Source organism: Shewanella polaris, assembly GCF_006385555.1.
Taxonomy (GTDB): domain Bacteria; phylum Pseudomonadota; class Gammaproteobacteria; order Enterobacterales; family Shewanellaceae; genus Shewanella; species Shewanella polaris.
In genome coordinates, this window is record NZ_CP041036.1 from 1,229,764 (window position 1) to 1,244,786 (window position 15,023).

Annotated in this window: 14 protein-coding genes; 6 read left to right on the plus strand and 8 right to left on the minus strand. The window is 40.2% G+C overall.

The window, feature by feature from the left end; all coding sequences use genetic code 11:
• Positions 1 to 202: 202 nt before the first annotated feature.
• Together FH971_RS05460 and FH971_RS05465 are read left to right on the plus strand one after the other, a co-directional pair.
• Positions 203 to 1,015 carry a YggN family protein gene (locus tag FH971_RS05460; RefSeq protein WP_137222194.1) on the plus strand — a complete coding sequence of 271 codons (813 nt, stop codon included), beginning with the start codon at positions 203 to 205 and terminating at the stop codon, positions 1,013 to 1,015.
• 418 nt (positions 1,016 to 1,433) lie between these two features.
• Positions 1,434 to 2,375 carry a LysR family transcriptional regulator gene (locus FH971_RS05465; RefSeq protein ID WP_137222192.1) on the plus strand — a complete coding sequence of 314 codons (942 nt, stop codon included), beginning with the start codon at positions 1,434 to 1,436 and terminating at the stop codon, positions 2,373 to 2,375.
• Positions 2,376 to 2,819: 444 nt separating this feature from the next.
• On the opposite strand, the gene FH971_RS05470 is transcribed toward FH971_RS05465, so the two are convergent.
• The 8 genes from FH971_RS05470 to FH971_RS05505 form a co-directional block, all read right to left on the minus strand.
• Positions 2,820 to 4,676 (minus strand): DUF885 domain-containing protein, encoded by a 1,857-nt coding sequence (locus FH971_RS05470; RefSeq protein ID WP_140233631.1) that lies wholly within the window; start codon positions 4,674 to 4,676, stop codon positions 2,820 to 2,822.
• 592 nt (positions 4,677 to 5,268) lie between these two features.
• Positions 5,269 to 6,408 carry a radical SAM family heme chaperone HemW gene (gene hemW, locus FH971_RS05475; protein WP_140233632.1) on the minus strand — a complete coding sequence of 380 codons (1,140 nt, stop codon included), beginning with the start codon at positions 6,406 to 6,408 and terminating at the stop codon, positions 5,269 to 5,271.
• Positions 6,409 to 7,062, minus strand: coding sequence for an RdgB/HAM1 family non-canonical purine NTP pyrophosphatase (gene rdgB / locus FH971_RS05480; RefSeq protein ID WP_140233633.1), 654 nt, complete (start codon positions 7,060 to 7,062; stop codon positions 6,409 to 6,411).
• A gap of 226 nt (positions 7,063 to 7,288) precedes the next feature.
• On the minus strand, positions 7,289 to 7,750 hold the full coding sequence (locus FH971_RS05485) for a DUF4426 domain-containing protein (RefSeq protein WP_140233634.1): 462 nt from the start codon (positions 7,748 to 7,750) through the stop codon (positions 7,289 to 7,291).
• 85 nt (positions 7,751 to 7,835) lie between these two features.
• Complete coding sequence (gene yggU / locus FH971_RS05490) at positions 7,836 to 8,135, minus strand: DUF167 family protein YggU (protein ID WP_137222182.1); 300 nt, start codon at positions 8,133 to 8,135, stop codon at positions 7,836 to 7,838.
• Positions 8,136 to 8,155: 20 nt separating this feature from the next.
• Positions 8,156 to 8,704: a YggT family protein gene (locus FH971_RS05495; protein WP_137222180.1), complete on the minus strand. Its 549-nt coding sequence runs from the start codon at positions 8,702 to 8,704 to the stop codon at positions 8,156 to 8,158.
• 194 nt (positions 8,705 to 8,898) lie between these two features.
• Positions 8,899 to 9,717: a pyrroline-5-carboxylate reductase gene (gene proC / locus FH971_RS05500; RefSeq protein WP_140233635.1), complete on the minus strand. Its 819-nt coding sequence runs from the start codon at positions 9,715 to 9,717 to the stop codon at positions 8,899 to 8,901.
• A gap of 242 nt (positions 9,718 to 9,959) precedes the next feature.
• Complete coding sequence (locus FH971_RS05505; protein ID WP_140233636.1) at positions 9,960 to 10,646, minus strand: YggS family pyridoxal phosphate-dependent enzyme; 687 nt, start codon at positions 10,644 to 10,646, stop codon at positions 9,960 to 9,962.
• Between the two features lie 27 nt (positions 10,647 to 10,673).
• Here FH971_RS05505 and FH971_RS05510 point away from each other — a divergent pair, with 27 nt between their 5' ends.
• The 4 genes from FH971_RS05510 (at position 10,674) to FH971_RS05525 (ending at position 14,833) form a co-directional block, all read left to right on the plus strand.
• Positions 10,674 to 11,711: a type IV pilus twitching motility protein PilT gene (locus tag FH971_RS05510; protein ID WP_140233637.1), complete on the plus strand. Its 1,038-nt coding sequence runs from the start codon at positions 10,674 to 10,676 to the stop codon at positions 11,709 to 11,711.
• An 11-nt stretch (positions 11,712 to 11,722) separates the two neighbouring features.
• The gene (locus FH971_RS05515; protein ID WP_140233638.1) at positions 11,723 to 12,835 is read left to right on the plus strand and encodes a PilT/PilU family type 4a pilus ATPase; all 1,113 of its coding nucleotides are present in this window, start codon (positions 11,723 to 11,725) and stop codon (positions 12,833 to 12,835) included.
• A gap of 248 nt (positions 12,836 to 13,083) precedes the next feature.
• Positions 13,084 to 14,187, plus strand: a complete 1,104-nt coding sequence (locus FH971_RS05520; RefSeq protein ID WP_140233639.1) for a hypothetical protein — start codon at positions 13,084 to 13,086, stop codon at positions 14,185 to 14,187.
• A gap of 109 nt (positions 14,188 to 14,296) precedes the next feature.
• Positions 14,297 to 14,833, plus strand: coding sequence for a glutathione peroxidase (locus tag FH971_RS05525; RefSeq protein WP_140233640.1), 537 nt, complete (start codon positions 14,297 to 14,299; stop codon positions 14,831 to 14,833).
• The last annotated feature ends 190 nt before the right edge of the window (positions 14,834 to 15,023 follow it).

Genomic DNA, 15,023 nt, shown 5'->3' on the forward strand with positions numbered 1-15,023 from the left:
TATTGAGATTGGTAAAATAGACTACTTATTGGTTTATTTTACGAATACACTTCCGCTATTATTTATTCATCAGCTTATATATTGCCTTGCCTCACTATTAATTCGTTTTAATTCATTTGGTTATAGTTATTGGCATAACTTGTGCTTTGTAACACTCATATTACTTAATTATTGATATTCGTATAGCAAAAGGATTTTTATCATGACCAAGCAAAAATTGATTTGTGGTTTAGCATTAACCAGCATGCTGTTTACCGCGGGAACGCTGACCCCAGCCATGGCAAAAATGTCAATTAATGATGAAAAGTGCAATGTTACATTGAACTATGACGTTACCGTTGAACCAACAAACTTACAGATTAGCGATAACGGAACTGAGAAATATCGCGTTGAATTGGGTCAGTTGTATGTCGATGGTAAAAAGGTCACATTAAATGATAAACAACAGTTGTTATTAACTCAGTATTCTGACGAACTGTCTCGCCAATTACCTGACGTAATTGATTTGGTGGCAGATGTGGTTTCTATGGCATCTCAAGCCGTTAATATGGCGTTAACACCCATATTTGGTGATGCTACAGGTAGCCAAATTGATAAGTTAACCAGCGGCATTCAAAAACGCATCGATACTATGGCTTATCAGCAAGGTGATAAATTTTATTTAGGTTCAACAGATTCTTCAATTGAACATGCATTTAATGAAGAGTTTGAGCAAGAAATAGAACAAATGGTGACGAGCTCAATGGGTTCATTAATGATGACATTAGGCAGTCAGATCATGTCTTCTGAAGGAGGTTCATTTGAAGAGAAAATGAATGCGTTTTCAGTAAAAATGGACAATGTCGGTAAAGATATCGAGCAACAACTAGAGTCACAATCACAAGGGCTGGAGCTACGTGCTAATAAGATTTGTGATAATTTTGAAGGATTACTAGTGTTAGAGAACCAAGTGCGTCAAGCCATCCCTGAACTTGCTCCTTACACCTTAGCTAAGCTAGGCGATTTAAAAGAGTAAGTGTATTTGTTGTGTAAAACCGTCCTTCCTGGACACCCACCTTTCCCCAGTGCTTTTTTAAAGACACTGGGGCTTTTTTTTAGACTTAATTTAGCCATTTTGCCGCTATAGCTAGTGTAGCTTTGTTCTGATAAAAAAATTGTCTATCATAAATATAGAACCATATAGGCTTTATTTGTTATACTCATAAAAACTATAACAATATTACTCCCTACTTTAGATGTGGTTATATTTCGGAATAGTCATTTGTTTGCACTAGTTTGTAAGATTGGTTGGTTTTGGTGTTTATTTCGCTTCAATCATCACAATCACTGAATGCTGATATTGATACTGATGTTTAGCAAGGTATAGTTATTAGCAGTGACAAACAGATATCTGAAATTTTTATTAATGTCGTAACCAGCTTAAGGCGACTTTCATGTTAGAACTGTTAGAACCTATCGCAATTTTTACCCATGTTGCTCGTGCCGGAAGTTTTAGTGCTGCAGCCAGACGTCTTGGCATTTCTAAATCTAAAGTGAGTACTCAAGTTGCAGATCTTGAACATAAACTTGGTGTTCAACTTATTCAACGTACTACTCGGAGTTTAAGTCTTACTGAAGCCGGTAATTTATTGTACTTGCAAGGTGAAGAATTACTTCGAGATGCAGAACAAGCAGTATCGAGTGTTCACAACTTAAATGATGCTACCCGTGGTGTGTTAAAAGTCGGGATCTCGCAATCCTTTGGCACTATGCATATCATTCCCGCTTTACCGGCGTTTATGGCAAGACATCCAGATCTTGAACTACAAGTCAGTTTGCTTGATCACAAAGTCGATGTTGTTAGCGAAGGCTTAGATTTGTTGTTAACCATGTCAGAGCAATTGCCGCTTGGTATGGTGGCAAGACCGTTAATGAAATGCAATTTCTTACTAGTGGCATCGCCGGGTTATATTGCCCAACATGGTAACATTAGCCGCCCAGAGCAATTAGTTGAACACAATTGTTTGGTGTATCAAGGCGAGTGGCATGAGCACAGTATGTGGCAATTTAAGAAGGGTGAAGACTATTGCGAAATTGGTGTTTCAGGTAATTTCCGTGTCGATAATGCACCAGCGTTAAAATCGGCTGCTGTGAGCGGTTTAGGCATTGTATATTTAGCCAGTTATTTACTGGAAGATGAAATTGCCCAAGGGACATTGGTGCCAATGTTGCCCGATTGGCAGTTGACTCATAATCTTCCATTACAAGCCGTGTATCCTCGCCGCAAACATTTGGCTCCCAAAGTCAGTGCGTTTATTGATTTCATTAAAACGCATATTGGTAGCCCCCCATATTGGGATGCAAAGTTCGAGCATTTGTATAAGCTTCGTAAGTAAAAGTGAAAACATTGTTCTTATTTTGAGATAAAGCCACGGCCTAGGTTGTGGCTTTATTTTTAATTAATTTAAATCAAAGTCTTACCCTGCTTAGGTATCGGTTAGGTGTAACGGTATTAATCAGCAGTTAGTGATTTATATTTGTTAAATAGTTGAAGTTTGTTCTGATATCAATACAATAGTTAGGAGTTGATTCAAAATGATTTGACCATACGTTTGTTTGAGAAATGACCCCTTTTTAGACAAGCGTACAAATCTGCAAGGTAGCAATTTTTGGATCCGAGTTGGCTATGGTTTTCGAACTAAAATAATGCCAACCTTAAAACCATCACCCTAGTTTATTTGGTTTACCCCAGACTTTGTTCTGGGGTAATTTTTTTGTGGGAATTGATAAAATAAAACGGCAACCTAAGGTTGCCGTTTTACGTTAATGCAGATGCTAGCTTACATCGACTGGACTTGTTTAATCCACTTGTTTACTTGTTCTTCAAGAACATCTAATGGCAATGGACCATTTTTAAGGATTATGGTGTGAAACTCGCGAATATCAAACTTGGCTCCTAACGTCTCCTTAGCCTGTTCACGTAGCTGAAGTATTTTAATCATTCCTACTTTATACGCTGTTGCTTGTGATGGCATAACAATATGACGTTCGACCATTTTTATCGCATCAGACTCAGCGTTAGGAGTATTCTCAACGTAATAAGCGATTGCTTGTTCTCGTGTCCACTTTTTAGCATGTATTCCGGTATCAACCACTAAACGGCATGCGCGCCATAGTTCCATTGATAAACGGCCAAAGTCAGAGTAAGGATCGGCATACATGCCCATTTCTTTAGGGAAATATTCTGAGTAAAGTCCCCAACCTTCAATATACGCAGTATAACCGCCAAATTTACGGAATTTAGGGATGCCTTGTAGCTCTTGCGCAATGGCAATTTGCATGTGATGCCCAGGGATCCCCTCATGGTAAGCCAGCGCTTCCATTTGATACTTTGGCATTGCGTCCATTTTATACAAATTAGCATAATAGGTTCCCGGACGAGAGCCATCTGGTGCTGGTTGGTCGTAAAATGCTTTACCTGCTGACTTTTCTCTAAAAGCTTCTACTTTTCGTACCACTAATGCTGCTTTAGGCTTAATAGTAAACACTTCGTCTAAACGCGACTCCATGGTATCAATCAGCAATTTTGCTTGGGCGAGATATGCCGTTTTACCTTCAATGGTGTCAGGATAGTAAAACTGTTTGTCATCACGCATGAAGACAAAAAACTCTTGTAAGGTGCCAGTAAAATGTACCTTTTTCATAATGACCCGCATTTCATCATGAATACGGTTAACTTCAGATAGACCCAGTTTATGGATAGTCTCTGCGGTCATGTCTGTGGTGGTGGTGCGGGCGAGGGCATTATTGTAAAACGCTTCCCCGTCAGGTAGTTTCCATGCACCATCTTTCGTATCTGCACGCGCTTCAAGTGATTTTGCATAGGTGATTAATTGCTCATAAGCTGGCTTTACCTTAGTAAGCAGAGCTTGTTTCACTTCAGCTAATAAGGCTTGTTTGTTGTCATCACTTATATCAAGTTTTGTTATTTTACGTGTGGCATCAGCCCATAACGCGCTGTCTTTACCCGTATCTGAAAATGGCGCCCCGGAGATAATGTTTTGACTGTCAGAAATCACATAGGCAAATACAAATTTGGGCGCGATGATATGTTTTTTAGCACGAATTTCTAACGAAGTTTCTAATTGCGACATTAGTGCCGGTATTGCATTTAAGCGGCTGATATAGGCTTTTGCATCACTTTCATCGGTAACTTGATGTTGATTAATCAGAAATGAGGCTACTCTTGAATGGACACCGTACATTTGGTTAATCGGATAAGTATGATAACGCCATTTATCATCGCTAATACTGTGCTCCAATCCAGCCTTTAATAATTCAAAACTGAGGGCGGCTTGTTCATTCAACTTGGTGACATCAAGGAGAGTGAGTCTTGTTAGTTGATCTTTACTGCGGGCTAAATCGGCATCGGCAGCGGCATCGGATAAATCATTCCATTTGCCATAGTCTTGTTTGATACCAAGATAAGTTTGGTTAACTGGATTAGCCATCACATTTTCCATAAAAATGGCTTCAAACAATGCATTGGCTTTTTCTGACTCAGTTTGTTGGCTGACAGCTGTTGTACTTTCTTGTGGGTTCAACTGCGGTAAATTATTCAAATTTGCAGTGGCTGACGTGCTTAATAAGCTTGATAACGCCAAAGCAACGAGAGTTGTTTTTGTGTTTATAGACATTAATTTTTCCCAAAGTACTTAGGGTCTGCTGACCTTTCGATTGTGAAAGATAAACCCTCAGCTGATTATATGGTTATATCCTAATCAAGCTTTGCCTAAAAGTGTGAATATAAATGTTAGAAAGTGTGTTTTAAAAGTTACTTGGATGTGGTTTTTTTGAGATTTTTTATGAAGTTAATTCGCAGATATCTGTTTATCAAAATACCTGCGGATCATATTGTGCTATTCAATCAGTTAATCTCAATTTGGGCATGATGAGGGATATAATACCAATCCTTATTAGAATATGATCTATTTTAGGCTGCGTCACTAGGCCCAGTACAATGAAAATGACTGCAGGTGTTCTTCTACATCAAAGTAATTTGAAACAGTAATGGGGGTTGTGACACAACCCCGAAGGGCGAATTTATCAGCGTGGTCTTCTTTGTTAGCCTTTCTTAACGTAGAACGACTATGTCTTCAAAAGGCTGCCTCGAATACCTCACTGATAATTTTCGCTAAAAGAGCAAATTCTAATGCGGATTGGTATAAGCCAAATCTGAATGTTTGAGCTACTTATCCCTTATCCCCAGTTCTACGCAACAGCGAAGACTTAAATAAATTGAGACAAGAGATCATTTACAAACATGTGGCCTTTAGGTGTTAATTGCCAATGTGTCGTGGTTTCTGTTAATAACCCCCGTTCAATTGATTTTTGCATTCCCAATTTTACGACCTCTGCAGATTGGCCTGTACGTTGCTCAAATTCTGTTTTAGGGATTGGCGTCATTAATCTAAGACGGTTCATTAAATATTCTAATGGGCGATCTTCTTCAATGACATCAGTTGTTTCAAAAGTGTATTTATCTGCAGCGAGATATCCCTTAGGGTGCTTTATTTTTACGGTACGGACAATTCTATTTGAGTCGGGCAGGGTGATTTTTCCGTGCGCACCGCAACCTATGCCGAGGTAATCGCCAAATTGCCAATAATTTAAATTATGACGACATTGGTACCCTGGTTTGGCATAGGCCGATATTTCGTATTGCTCGTAACCTAATGCTGCTAAGCGCTGCTGACCTTGCTCGTAAATTTGCCACAGATTTTCATCGTCTGGTAATTGTGGCGGCTTTGAATGGAACAAGGTATTGGGTTCAATGGTGAGTTGATACCAAGAAAGGTGCGGCGGAGCTAAGGCTGTTGCTGTATCGATATCATGCATTGCTTCGTCAAAACTTTGGTTGGGTAAACCGTGCATTAAGTCGAGATTAAAACTTAAATAATCAGCTTGCTTGGCTTTTTGAGCGGCTATTTTAGCTTCATCCTCGTTGTGGATACGCCCAAGCAGATTAAGTTTTTCTTTGGAAAAGCTTTGCACTCCAATCGATAACCGAGTGACACCCGCACCACGGTAAGAGCTAAAGTCGTCATGTTCTAATGTACCAGGATTGGCTTCCATGGTGATTTCAATATTATCTTCAAAAGGGATTAAGGCTTGCGCGCCTTCAAGCAGGCGCTGAATTTGGCTGGCATCAAATAACGATGGCGTACCACCGCCGATAAAGATGGTATGCACCTTTCTGCCTTGAACATAAGCCAAGTCTTGTTTTAAATCGTCCAATAGCGCATCAACATATTGTTGCTGAGGTAACTCACCATTTTGACCGTGGGAGTTAAAATCACAATAAGGACATTTTTGTACGCACCAAGGAATATGGATATACAAACTAAGCGGTGGTAATTGCAATGTCATTTATTGATGATCATCCGTTGTGTTATTTAGTGTATTAGTCGATGAGATAATCCCTTGTGCTTTCATTGCACTCACTAGCAGTTCAAGTGCTTTACCTCTATGACTATGGGCATTTTTTTGATCACGCGTTAATTCTGCTGCAGAGCAATCAAAACCTTGCGGGATAAATACTGGATCATAGCCATGGCCTTGCTCACCTTGTGGAGCATGATTTATTGTTCCTTCCCACGAGGCTTGGCAAATGATTGGCGTAGGATCTTTTGCATGACGCATGTACACAAGTACACATTGGAAACGGGCAGTGCGCAGCGTTTCACCTTGTAATGCCTCGAGTAACTTGAGGTAATTGCTGGTTTCAGTCGCATTTTCACCAGAGTAACGGGCAGAATATATCCCTGGTTGACCTTGTAGTGCATCAACTTCAATACCAGAGTCATCTGCAATAGCCGCTTTACCGGTTATTTCAGCTGCGTGACGAGCCTTAATGATGGCATTTTCAACAAACGTCGTGCCTGTCTCTGCAACTTCTGTCACATTAAATTGATTCTGTGGTAATACTTCAATATTAAATGCTGTCAGCATTTGATCAAATTCGGCAAGTTTGCCTTTGTTGCCACTGGCAAGAACAATTTGTTGTTTGACGAGAGTCTGCATAAGTCTTTTTGAAATGAGGATAAATTTGCCGTCATTATACCCTAACTACCCCGCGATAGGCTACGGGGGGGGAGCTAGGCCGCTACGCGGATAGTGCGCTTTGCTTCTAGGACGGACTACGTCCTGCTAGGGACAGCTTCGCTGCTAAGATTGAGTCGCTGGGCGACGGCGACTAGGCTGTTGGCTTGCCATTGCTCGATATCGCTTGTCATCGAGATGTTAGGCCTTAATCTACATAAAACTTATGCTTGAATTTCAAAGATGTATTTAATTGATTACCGTTTTTAATCGCAATCGTAAAGTTAACGTCTTGATCATCACGATAAGGTATTTCTGCAATGTAATAGATCGATTTCCCTTCACGGATCTCTTTAAAATCTAGGTTTATACGGGCATCAAGTAAGTTATTGGCGATACCCGAAATTTCAACCGGAACAGCAGGGTGTCCTTCTAGATTGGTATTTAACACAGTGATATTAACTAATCCCTTGTAACGGCTTCGCACTATCCCATATTTTTTGGCTATTTCGGGGGTAATAAAAGTGCTATTAAGTGCCATATAATGAATATCAAAATTACCGACTTGGTGCTTTTGCTCTGCATTAGCGAAACCAATATGGGTTACTGTGATAAGGCATAACAACAGTATTTGTAGAACTGAGCGAGATAATCGCAATGATTGAAACATAATCTAGTCCTTAGCGGGCATTAGCAAAAATGCTGGTGTAAATTAATCGCTTGTAGTTGAGTCGGCTATAGTTGTAGTGAGTCAGTTATAAAAGTGCGGCTATTTCCGCGGGAATTATTTTTGGATGGCATATTTTAATTTGCTTATGCCGACCTTGTTCACCCTTGAGAATATGTACCTGACTTTTAGGGACTTTACAGGCTTTTGCAAGGTACTTAGATAAATAAGCATTTGCCTTGCCGTCAATAGGTGGTGCTGTGATGGCTATTTTTAATTCGTCACCGTGCAAGCCGATAATTTGATCGCGGCTTGCTTTAGGTTGCACATAGACAAAAAGCAGCAAGTCACCTTGCTGCTCATCGTTGATATAGCTTACCGCACTCATTATTTAATGACGTCCGTTAACTAAATAAATGACCAGAATGGAATGTATTGTGCGCACAGCATATTAATGAAGTTCATCGCAATAAATACCACTAACACCGATAAATCTAACCCACCTATTGCAGGTATTATTCTGCGTACAGGGGCTAAAATAGGTTCAGTTAATTGGGTCATTACCATGACTATTGGGTTATAACCTTGGTTGAACCAACTTAATACCGCGCGAATAAGTAGCATCCAAAAAAGTAATACACCAGCTTGTTTTACCACCGAGACAAGCGAGAATAATAACAAGGTAACAATATCAACTGCGGCACCTGCCATGAAAGTAAGCACTAACATTTTGACTAATACTACCAGTAATGCCAGTAATATTGATGAAGTATCAATACGTCCTACAGAGGGTAATATTCGACGCATTGGTGCGATAATCGGTTGTGTCGCTTTAACAACAAATTGACTAAATGGATTGTAAAAATCCGCTCTTGCAAGTTGTAACCAAAAACGAATAATGACGATCATTAGATATAAGTCAAACAGGGTGCTAACTAAAAAACTCATTGCATTCATGTATATTGCCTTACTGTAGGTAATTTAGGGCCTAAAATCAGTGCTCAAATTAGCTGAGTTCATATTTAACAGAGCCGCTCAACGAGCAGTCAGTATTACAACGATAACTCATATTTTGTTTGTTCAAGCTTTAGCTAAGCTATTTTACACCAAAGACGTTAATCTTAAGTTAAATAATCATTCATCAGATAATGTTAAAAAGTTTTAGCCATTTCTTGGGCTCTAGCAACACAGTTTGTCATCGCTTTATCCACCAATTCAACTAAACCGCCTTGTTGGAATGTTTCAACCGCTCTAGCGGTGGTACCGCCTTTTGACATTACATTCTGACGTAATTCTGTTACCGATAATTGCTGGTTTTGGATCACCATCTGTGAGGCGCCCAAAGCGGCTTGTTCTGCCAGCAGTCTTGCTTTGTCTTCTGGCATACCCATTTTGACCCCAGAAGCGATCATTGACTCGATAAATAAGAAGAAATATGCAGGAGAACTACCAGCAAGTGCAATAACTTGATCTAATTCAGATTCTTTATCAACCCAAACCACCTTGCCACCACTTTGCATTAATGTTTCGCAAATGGCTTTATGTTCGGCAGAAATACTGTCATCGGCATAAATGCCTGTCATACCATAACCAATTTGGGTCGGGGTATTAGGCATAGTGCGAATAAGTTTAATAGGCTGTTTAAAATAAACTTGATAACGAGACGCCGGAATACCTGCAGCGATAGTGATGATTAACTTATTGGTGAGGTCCAGTGAGCTTAAGTCTTCACAAACGGATGCCATTAATTGAGGTTTTACGCTTAATACGATCACATCAGCAGCTTGCGCTGCCGCGTGGTTATCATGAGACACCTGAATAGCAAAATCTTGCTGCAACGCATCCAATTTACCTTGGCTTGGATTAGTTGCATGAATAAGCTCACTAGGATAGCCATGTTTAACTAAGCCACTAATAATGCTACGAGTCATATTACCCGCACCGATAAAACATACTTTTGCTTGAGTCATTAAGTCTGTATCCAATAAATAAGTGAATTTATGTTCAATTAATGTGTATGTTACCTAATTCAACCCTAGGACGCCATGCTTCTAGGTTCAAGGAACTCGCATGCTCGCCAGATGGCGGACTAGGTCCTGCTAGGCCGCTACGCTGCTAAGGTTGAACCGCTGGTCGACTAGGCTGTTGATTTTATAGCATCTATTCGCGAAGCGTCCTAGCAGCGTAGCGCTCTAGGCTCTTGCCATGGATTTTATCTTTGGCCAAAAATAGCACTGCCGATGCGTACCATGGTTGAACCGTTGGCAATAGCGATGTCCATGTCGCCGCTCATCCCCATAGAGAGAGTATCGACACTTGGATATTGCTGTTTGAGCTGGTCAAACAGTTGCTTTAATTGGCTAAATTCTTGTTGCTGAATATGAACGTCATCAGTGGCTGTTGGAATGGCCATTAATCCGCGCAACGTAAGATGAGGCAAGGAAGTAATAGTAAGTGCTAACGTAGCAACATCAGCAGCATTGACCCCCGACTTAGACTCTTCTTGGCTGATATTAACCTGAATACACACGTTTAATGGTGGCTTATTACTCGGACGTTGTTCATTCAAGCGTTGAGCAATTTTGTCGCGGCTTAGGGTATGGATCCAATCAAAATGTTCAGCGATAATTTTGGTTTTATTGGATTGTAATGGGCCGATGAAATGCCATTCAATATCGGGATAATCTGCCTGCAAGGCATTAATCTTAGTTTCACCTTCTTGGACATAGTTTTCACCAAATTGACGTTGTCCAGCTTGATAAGCGGCAATGATGTCACTGATGGGTTTGGTTTTACTCACAGCGAGTAAGATTATCTCGTTCGGTGAACGTGAACAATTTTGCGCCGCTTGATTAATTCTACTCTGGGCGATTGATATTCTGTCTGCTATTGTTGTCATAATGTTGGCTAAATGGATGTCTCTACAATGGAAATCACTGAATTACTCGCCTTTAGTGTAAAACACAAAGCATCAGATCTACATCTTTCAGCGGGCGTGTCCCCGATGATCCGTGTTGATGGTGAGGTGAGAAAAATTAACTTACCTGCATTAGATCATCAAGGCGTTCATAGTCTTGTATATGACATCATGAATGATAAACAACGTAAAGACTATGAAGAACATCTTGAAATCGATTTTTCATTTGAAGTGCCTAACCTAGCACGTTTTCGTGTTAACGCATTCAATCAGTCTCGTGGTGCTGGCGCCGTATTTCGTACTATTCCGTCAGACATTTTGTCACTTGAGCAACTTGGCGCACCAGACATTTTTAAGAAAATTGCCAGCTTTCCTCGTGGGTTAGTCTTAGTTACTGGGCCTACAGGCTCAGGTAAATCAACCACCTTGGCAGCAATGGTAGATTACGTTAATGAAAATCGACACGATCATATTTTAACCATTGAAGACCCAATCGAATTCGTTCATCAGAACAAACAATGCTTAATCAACCAGCGTGAAGTTCATAAGCATACCCATAGCTTTAACGCTGCACTGAGAAGTGCATTACGTGAAGACCCGGATGTTATTCTTGTGGGTGAAATGCGCGACCTTGAAACCATTCGTTTAGCCATGACAGCCGCTGAAACGGGCCATTTAGTATTTGGTACCTTGCATACTACATCAGCCGCAAAAACCATTGACCGTGTGGTCGATGTATTTCCCGAAGGTGAAAAGAGTATGGTTCGCACCATGCTGTCTGAATCACTTCAAGCGGTTATTTCGCAAACACTGATCAAAAAAATTGGTGGTGGTCGAGTTGCCGCTCACGAAATTATGATGGGTACTCCAGCGATTCGAAATCTTATTCGTGAAGATAAAGTCGCGCAAATGTATTCTGCCATTCAAACGGGTATGTCTCACGGTATGCAAACCCTTGACCAATGTCTGCAAAACTTAGTCAATCGTGGTTTAATTACACGCGAAGATGCAATGCAAAAAAGTTCGAATAAACAAACTAATTTCTAAGGAACTGGGTCATGGATGTTCGTCCATTTTTAAATATCATGGTTGAGAAAAAGGCGTCTGATTTATTTGTCACCGCAGGTTTTCCGCCCAGTGCAAAAATTGATGGTGAATTACGTCAACTTTCTGAAAATCGATTAACACCAGAGCAATCGTTGGTGTTTGTTGAATCGTTGATGAGTGATGCGCAAAAGAAAGAGTTTCACGACACCAGTGAATGTAACTTTGCTTTTGCGGCAAAAGATTTAGGGCGCTTTCGTGTCAGTGCATTTTGGCAACGTGAATCAGCTGGCTGCGTAATGCGTCGTATTGAAACTCAAATTCCAGAAGTCGATGACTTAAAACTGCCTGCTATTCTAAAAGACCTGGTCATGAGTAAACGTGGCCTTATTATTATGGTTGGCGGAACGGGTACTGGTAAGTCAACATCGTTGGCTGCACTAGTGGGTTACCGAAACGCGCATGCCCGTGGACATATCCTTACCATCGAAGATCCCGTCGAATTTGTTCATAACCATCGTAAAAGTATTATTACTCAACGCGAAGTGGGTATTGATACTGAGTCATTTGATGCCGCACTGAAAAGCTCGTTACGCCAAGCGCCAGATGTGATTCTGATTGGTGAAATCCGCACGCAAGAAACCATGGAATTTGCGCTGTCATTTGCTGAAACGGGTCATTTATGTATGGCGACCTTGCATGCTAACAATGCTAACCAAGCACTTGATCGTATTATGCATTTAGTGCCAGAAAGTAAGCATAATCAACTCTTATTCGATTTGTCATTGAACTTACGCGGCATTGTCGCGCAACAGCTTATTCCTAAATCAGACGGAACCGGCCGTCGAGCCGCCATTGAAGTGTTAATTAATACCCCTCGCGTGGCCAGTTTGATTGCAAAAAATGAGTTGCATTTACTCAAAGAAACCATGGGTAAGTCACGTGAACAAGGCATGCAAACGTTCGACCAAGCTTTGTTAGATTTATATGTAGAGGGTGAAATTAGTTATGCAGATGCATTACATCATGCCGACTCACCTAATGATTTACGTTTAATGATTAAATTACTGAGTAACGAAACAACCTCTTCGGGGATAATGGAAGGCATTACTTTCGATAAGGATTAATGTGATTTAAATCAAGAAAAAATCACTTTGTTAATCGAACAGCGTTTTATTAACGGCCGCAAGTCACATCTTGTGGCCTTTTTTTGTTAGAATGACTAATATTATTGTTAATAGTCTTGCCGTTGTTGTGGATGTTACGCTGACGGGAATACATTAAAATCTTTAGTTAGTAACTCTATACGTATAATTTCATTATACGTTACTCATTTTTATCACGCTTTATAACATTGTTCTTTCAAGGATGTTTCATGCAGTTATGGCAAAAAATCACCGTCTTTTCTTCGTTAATCTTACTTCCGCTTTCGGCATCGGCTGTACCAGTCACCGATGAAGTTGATATTGGCGGTGCAGTTCGGGTGAACTACGGCTGGAAAGACTACGACGACAACTCAAAGCTTGAGTTTGAATTATTCCGCGCCGACGTCAACTATAAGAGCAAAGATGGCTTATTTGCCTCAGCTCAGTATCGTTGGTATGAAAACATGGACGTAGTACACCATGCCTACATGGGATATCAATTTGATGAAGCTCAATCAGTGCAAGTGGGTGTAACCCAAGTCCCATTTGGTTTATTGCCTTATGCTGCTCATTCATTTTGGTTCGGCGCAACCTATTATCTTGGTTTTGAAGATGATTATGATGCAGGTATCCATTACAAAAATGAACAAGATGGTTGGCGCTATGACTTAGCTTATTTTGTCAATGACGAAATTGGCGACGGTTCTAATTATGATCGTTACTCATTTGACGTAGCGACTACAGCGACATCGCCATATGAAGAAGCGGGTCAAATCAACGCTCGAGTTGAGCGAGAATTTACTTCTGGTGAAGTCACTCATAAGTTAGGTGGTTCATTACAATACAGCCAATTAGATTTTATGGCTGATGCAGCTACCGTAGTGGGTGAAGACACCAATGGTCTTGCCGCTGCAGCGCATTGGCAACTTGACTGGAAACAATGGCAATTACAATTACAATATATTCATTATGACTATGATATAGATAACAGTGAACGTGTTGCGCTAAGTGCATTCCAATATCCATTTGAAATTGCTGCTGAAGCCGATGTTGCTACCGTTAACATTGCTAAAGCGTTTGACGTTGATTGGGGACCAATCACTAATGTCAATTTTTACAACGATTACAGCCAAGTAATGGCGTCTGGTCAAGGGCTTGATGACTCTATCCAGAATGTGACTGGTGTTGCCATCACTGCTGGTAAATTTTATTCTTATGTAGATTGGATTGCCGGTAAAAATATGTGGTTTGTTGATGGCCCAGGCGTTGGTATCAATAATGGTGATACTGCATGGCATTCTCGCTTAAATATCAATATTGGTTTCTATTTCTAACCATTTTTGATCTGAACTAAAGCTACTTGCGTATAGGCATCGATGAATTAATTTATCGATGCCTATTTTTTATCGATGCCTATAAATGTTGATAAAAGGATACATACAAATGATTAAATACTTAACGGCAATTGGTTTATTCGCATGTAGTAGTGTGGGGGCTTTAGCGGCAAATTGTCCTGACTATCTCAATGTTGAAGCGCGCAAATTACACTCCAAAGAAAACATTAATTTATGTGAACTCACCCAAGGCAAAGCCGTATTAATCGTTAATACCGCATCACATTGTGGTTTTACACCTCAATTTGAAGCGCTCGAAGCATTGCATAAACAATATGCCGACAAAGGTTTAGTGGTGATTGGGTTTCCGTCAGATGATTTTTTCCAAGAAGAAAAAGACGAAGCTAAAACGGCTGATGTGTGTTTTATTAATTATGGTGTCACGTTTACCATGGTTGCAACATCACCCGTTAAAGGCAGTGAGGCTAACTCAGTCTTTAAATACTTAGCGGACAAAAGTGCTGCACCAAAATGGAACTTTTATAAGTATCTTGTCTCTGGTGATGGTCAAAGTGTCCAGCAATTTAATTCGCGGGTTAAACCTGAAAGTGATGAGCTGAAAAAAGCGATTGAATCCATTTTATAATTGTTTAATAGTGCGGTTATTTCCTCAATGACTTAACTGAAAAATAACGACTCTAGTTTAAATGAGCATTTACCAGTGCGGGTTAAGTTAATTTGATGATAAAATCGATACCTAGCACTCTTTTTGTTTTAAATGAATGCGATACAATTTTCACTTAATCTCACGAGTAACTCATAGTGAGTTTAATTTA

What these genes read in the sequence shown, in the direction of transcription:
- FH971_RS05460 (WP_137222194.1), top strand. Translation starts at nt 203, where the DNA reads ATGACCAAGCAAAAATTGATTTGTGGTTTAGCATTAACCAGCATGCTG.
- FH971_RS05465 (WP_137222192.1), top strand. Translation starts at nt 1,434, where the DNA reads ATGTTAGAACTGTTAGAACCTATCGCAATTTTTACCCATGTTGCTCGT.
- FH971_RS05470 (WP_140233631.1), bottom strand. Translation starts at nt 4,676, where the DNA reads ATGTCTATAAACACAAAAACAACTCTCGTTGCTTTGGCGTTATCAAGC.
- hemW (WP_140233632.1), bottom strand. Translation starts at nt 6,408, where the DNA reads ATGACATTGCAATTACCACCGCTTAGTTTGTATATCCATATTCCTTGG.
- rdgB (WP_140233633.1), bottom strand. Translation starts at nt 7,062, where the DNA reads ATGCAGACTCTCGTCAAACAACAAATTGTTCTTGCCAGTGGCAACAAA.
- FH971_RS05485 (WP_140233634.1), bottom strand. Translation starts at nt 7,750, where the DNA reads ATGTTTCAATCATTGCGATTATCTCGCTCAGTTCTACAAATACTGTTG.
- yggU (WP_137222182.1), bottom strand. Translation starts at nt 8,135, where the DNA reads ATGAGTGCGGTAAGCTATATCAACGATGAGCAGCAAGGTGACTTGCTG.
- FH971_RS05495 (WP_137222180.1), bottom strand. Translation starts at nt 8,704, where the DNA reads ATGAATGCAATGAGTTTTTTAGTTAGCACCCTGTTTGACTTATATCTA.
- proC (WP_140233635.1), bottom strand. Translation starts at nt 9,717, where the DNA reads ATGACTCAAGCAAAAGTATGTTTTATCGGTGCGGGTAATATGACTCGT.
- FH971_RS05505 (WP_140233636.1), bottom strand. Translation starts at nt 10,646, where the DNA reads ATGACAACAATAGCAGACAGAATATCAATCGCCCAGAGTAGAATTAAT.
- FH971_RS05510 (WP_140233637.1), top strand. Translation starts at nt 10,674, where the DNA reads ATGGAAATCACTGAATTACTCGCCTTTAGTGTAAAACACAAAGCATCA.
- FH971_RS05515 (WP_140233638.1), top strand. Translation starts at nt 11,723, where the DNA reads ATGGATGTTCGTCCATTTTTAAATATCATGGTTGAGAAAAAGGCGTCT.
- FH971_RS05520 (WP_140233639.1), top strand. Translation starts at nt 13,084, where the DNA reads ATGCAGTTATGGCAAAAAATCACCGTCTTTTCTTCGTTAATCTTACTT.
- FH971_RS05525 (WP_140233640.1), top strand. Translation starts at nt 14,297, where the DNA reads ATGATTAAATACTTAACGGCAATTGGTTTATTCGCATGTAGTAGTGTG.